Origin of the sequence: Frankia gtarii, assembly GCF_025403375.1 — a bacterium.
Lineage (GTDB): Bacteria > Actinomycetota > Actinomycetes > Frankiales > Frankiaceae > Frankia > Frankia gtarii.
Genome location: NZ_JAMPTM010000417.1, coordinates 1 through 4,073, shown reverse-complemented (window position 1 = coordinate 4,073; position 4,073 = coordinate 1). Strand labels below are relative to the sequence as shown.

Annotated in this window: 5 protein-coding genes; 3 read left to right on the top strand and 2 right to left on the bottom strand. The window is 74.2% G+C overall.

What is annotated here, in order from left to right; all coding sequences use genetic code 11:
• A partial coding sequence (locus NBZ83_RS30650; RefSeq protein WP_261576364.1) for an amidohydrolase family protein occupies positions 1-836 on the bottom strand: 836 nt, incomplete at its 3' end.
• 117 nt (positions 837-953) lie between these two features.
• On the opposite strand from NBZ83_RS30650, the gene NBZ83_RS30645 reads away from it, so the two are divergent.
• The 3 genes from NBZ83_RS30645 to NBZ83_RS30635 are packed head-to-tail and all read left to right on the top strand — an operon-like array spanning position 954 to position 3,434.
• The gene (locus NBZ83_RS30645) at positions 954-1,592 is read left to right on the top strand and encodes a pyridoxamine 5'-phosphate oxidase family protein (RefSeq protein WP_261576363.1); all 639 of its coding nucleotides are present in this window, start codon (positions 954-956) and stop codon (positions 1,590-1,592) included.
• A complete protein-coding gene (locus NBZ83_RS30640) occupies positions 1,589-2,521 on the top strand; it encodes an LLM class F420-dependent oxidoreductase (RefSeq protein ID WP_261571161.1) in 933 nt (310 codons plus the stop codon). Before NBZ83_RS30645 ends, NBZ83_RS30640 begins: the two co-directional genes overlap by 4 nt.
• Positions 2,522-2,525: 4 nt before the next feature.
• Positions 2,526-3,434 carry an SDR family oxidoreductase gene (locus NBZ83_RS30635; protein ID WP_261571160.1) on the top strand — a complete coding sequence of 303 codons (909 nt, stop codon included), beginning with the start codon at positions 2,526-2,528 and terminating at the stop codon, positions 3,432-3,434.
• An 83-nt stretch (positions 3,435-3,517) separates the two neighbouring features.
• On the opposite strand, the gene NBZ83_RS30630 is transcribed toward NBZ83_RS30635, so the two are convergent.
• The coding region (locus NBZ83_RS30630) for a TetR/AcrR family transcriptional regulator (RefSeq protein ID WP_261576362.1) at positions 3,518-4,073 on the bottom strand (556 nt) is incomplete at its 5' end.

Below are 4,073 nucleotides of genomic sequence, written 5' to 3'. Positions count from 1 at the left end.
GGGGTGGGCTGCGGTTCGGGGCGCATGAGGGTCAGCCGCTGCGGCAGCTCGCCGCGGGCCGCGGCCGTGGCGAGGGTCCGATGATGCTCGGCGGAGCGGCCCGGGGTCGCGTCGGTGAAACCGGTGATCCCCGACGCGGCGGCGGTGCGGCCCACGGCGGCGAGGTCGATGGCCACCGGGGGCAGCGCGCCGTGGCGGCGCAGCCAGCCGTCCATCCGCCACAGCCGCCCGGTGGGCGCCGCGGTGGCGTCCCGTTCGACGCCCGGCAGGTCGCAGCCGTCGATGCCGGCCAGGCGCAGTGCCGGCGAGTTGAACACCCACAGTGCCCCGCCCCGGTGCTGCACCCGCACCGGCCGGTCGGGCAGCAGCGCGTCGAGGGCATGCCGGTCGAGGTCCCCGGCCACCGACGGATGGTAGCCGACCGCGCGCACCCACCGCGCCGGCTCCGTGACCGGTGCCGCGCGCAGCGCCGCGCGCAGCCCGTCGACGTCGACGATCTGCGGCGGTCCCACCCGTACCGACGACGCCGACGCCGCCAGCGACAGCAGGTGGACGTGGTGGTCGTGCAGTCCGGGCAGCAGCGCGCCGCCGTCGGCGTCGATGACGGTCTCACCCGGGCGCGGGCGCAGCGGCTCGGCGCTGACCTCGACGATCCGCCCGCCGAGAATCCGCACGTCCGCGACCCGCGCCGGTGGAAACGTCTGCGGTGGGGTGGCCCGGCTGCCCTCTGGTGCCCCACCGGCAGCCGGCGCGGCGCTCGGGCCTGGCAGTTCCGTCAGCTCCGCCCGGCGGACGAGCAACGCCCGATGCCCCGCTGTCTGCTCAGCGTCCCCCATCCGCGTCACCATAGTCCGGGGCATGGGCGCCCGGACCCGCGGAGATCGGCGCGTGGCGGCGGGGCGCGCGGGGAAAGCGCGGGCGCCGGAGGAGCGATCGACCGATACTCGGTATCCATGGGAAAGACCTACGAACGCCTCGACGGCCGGCTGCGCGGCTTCATCGAGGAACAGGTCGTCTTCTTCGTCGCGACGGCGCCTCTGTCCGCGCAGGGCAGCGTCAACCTCTCCCCCAAGGGCCGCGCCGGGACGCTCCTCGTCCTCGACGAGCGCACCCTCGCCTACCTGGACTTCGGCGGCAGCCACGCGGAGACTCTCGCGCACCTGCGCGAGAACGGCCGGATCACGCTGATGTGGTGCGCGTTCAGCGGGCCCCCGACCATCGTGCGGGTACACGGGCGCGGCGAGCCGGTGTTCCGCGACGACCCGCGCTTCGCCGGGCTGCTCGCCCGCTTCGACCCACGGGCGGCCGACCCCACCGGGCTGCGGTCGATCATCGTCGTGTCGGCCGAGCGGATCAGCGACAGCTGCGGCTACGCCGTGCCGTTCATGGAGTACCGGGAGGAACGCAGCCTGCACCGGGAGTACTTCGGCCGCCGGACCGACGAGGAGTTCGCCGCCTACTGCGAACGCAAGGAGTACAACGGCAGAAGCATCGACGGTCTGCCGGCGCTTCCCCTTCCCCTGCCGCCCCTGCCGCCCGTGCCCGATCCCGCGGCCGGCCCGGCCGTGACCTTACGTGTGGAGAACCGATGAGATTCGCCGTCCAGCATGCCGTGGCCGATCCTGCCTGGTCGCCGCGGATCCTCACCCCGGACGCGGTGACGGGATTCGCGCGGGCGGCGGAGGAGTCGGGTTTCGCCGCGCTCGGGTTCAGCGACCATCCCGCGCCGTCGGCGCGCTGGGTCGACTCCGGCGGGGAGGGCAGCGCCGACCCGCTGGTGTCGCTGGCCTTCTGCGCGGCGGTGACACGCCACATCCGTCTGTTCACCTGGGCACTGGTGGCGCCCTACCGCAGCCCGCTGCTGACCGCGCACCAGGTGGCGACGCTCGACGCGCTCTCCGGTGGACGCCTGACGCTGACCCTCGGCGCGGGCTACCTGCGCTCGGAGTTCGGCGCGCTCGGCGTCGACTTCGACGACCGCCTCGCCGCGTTCGACGAGACGGTGGAGGTGCTGCGGGCGAGCTGGGAGCAGCCGCGGCTGACCCACAGCGGCCGGCTGCTGCAGACCCGCGGCACCAACATCCAGCCGCGGGTCGTCCAGCAGCCGCATCCGCCGCTGTGGCTGCACGGCAACAGCGCGTGGGGGCGGGAGCGGGCCGTGCGCTACGGGCAGGGCGTCGTCACCCTGCTGACCAACGACGCGCTGGCCCGCACGATCCGCACGGCGGCCGTGCCCGGCGTCGACGGTTTCACCCGGGTCGTCGACGACGTCCGGGCCCGGCTCGACGCGGCGGGGCGCCCGCACGATGACGTCGACGTGGTGGCCACCGGCATGTGGCCGCAGCTCGACACCCGGCTGGGCTGGGACCCCTCGGCGATGCTCGACGACGTCGCGACGTACGCCAAGCTCGGCGCGGACTGGATGGTGATCACGGTCTGTGGCGACGACCCGGGGGCGGCCGAGGACACCGTGCGCCGGTTCGGCGCGGAGATCGTCGCCCACGCCGCGGACCCGGTGTAAGCCCGTGTCGGGTCTGTGCGCGGGCCGGGTGGTGATCGTCACGGGGGGCGGCAACGGGATCGGGCGGGCGCATGCGCTGGCGTTCGCCGCCGAGGGCGCCCGGGTGGTCGTCAACGATCTCGGCTGCGACCGAACCGGCCATGGTCACGACGACGGGCCCGCGGCCGCCGTCGTCGATCAGATCCGCGCGGCCGGCGGGCAGGCGGTGGCGAACACCGACGACGTCGCCGACTTCGCCGGGGCCGGGCGCCTCGTCGCCCAGGCGGTCGAGACGTTCGGGGGGCTCGACGTCCTGGTGAACAACGCCGGGATCCTGCGCGACCGCACCCTGGTCAACATGACCGAGGCGGAGTGGGACACCGTCGTGCGGGTGCACCTCAAGGGCACCTTCGCCCCGACCCATCATGCCGGCGTCTACTGGCGCGACGAGCACTGCGCCGGGCGCGGACGGGCCGGGCGCGTCGTCAACACCAGTTCACCGTCGGGGCTGTTCGGCAACATCGGCCAGACGAACTACGGTGCCGCCAAGACCGCCATCGCCGGGTTCACCATCACCGCCGCGCTGGAGCTTGCCCGCTACGGCGTGACCGTGAACGCGATCGCTCCGCTCGCGCTGACCCGGATGACCGAGGGTCTCACCGGCGACCTGCCCGAGGCCCAGGCGGCGAGGATGACCCCCGGGCACATCGCGCCGCTGGTGGTCTGGCTGGGCAGCGAAGCGTCGGCAGGGGTGACGGGGCGGGTGTTCGCGGTTGTCGGCGGCAGCATCACCGTGCTGGAGGGCTGGGGCGCCGGCCCGGCCGTCGACGTCGACGGTGTCTGGGACCCGGGCGCGCTCGGCGAGGTCATCCCCGACCTGGTCCGCGCCGCTGCCCCGAACGCCGACCTCACCGGCACCCGCCCCCAGAGATGATCATGGGCGGCCCCGCATCGTCAACAGCGTTGATTATCTTGTTCTTGTTGATGGCCGGCCCCGCCCGATGCTGAAGGGGGTCGTCAGGGGGTGCCGTCGAGGAGGTGCTGCAGGCCCGGCGCGCACAGGTCGACGATCCGGTCGCGTTCGGCGGCGCCGATCGCCTCGGCATACACGATCTTGCGCAGGACGCCGAGGCCGAGCAGGTGGGCCAGGACGAGCTCGGCGCGCAGGGCGGCGTCCGGACCGGTGAGGCGCGAGCGCAGCCGGGCGACGACCTGATCGCGGAAGTTGTCGCGCAGCAGCGCGGCGTGCTCGCCGTGCTGCAGCGCGAACGCGACCCGGATGAGCGGGTCACGGCGCTGCTCGTGCGCGTCGAGCAGCGCGTGCAGCAGGTGGCGGCCGAGGTCGGGCAGCGGGGCGTCGAGCAGCCGGTCGATCTCGTCGCCGAACCGGGAGACCCGGGCGAAGAGCTGTTCCTTGCTGCCGAAGTACTTCAGGACCAGCGGGGCGCTCACCCCGGCGTCCGCCGCGATCGCCTTGAGCGTGATGGCGGCGTAGGGCTGGCGGGCGAACGCCCGGCGGGCCGCGGCGATGATCGCCTCACGGCTGACCTCGGCGTCCCCCCGCACCCGGCCC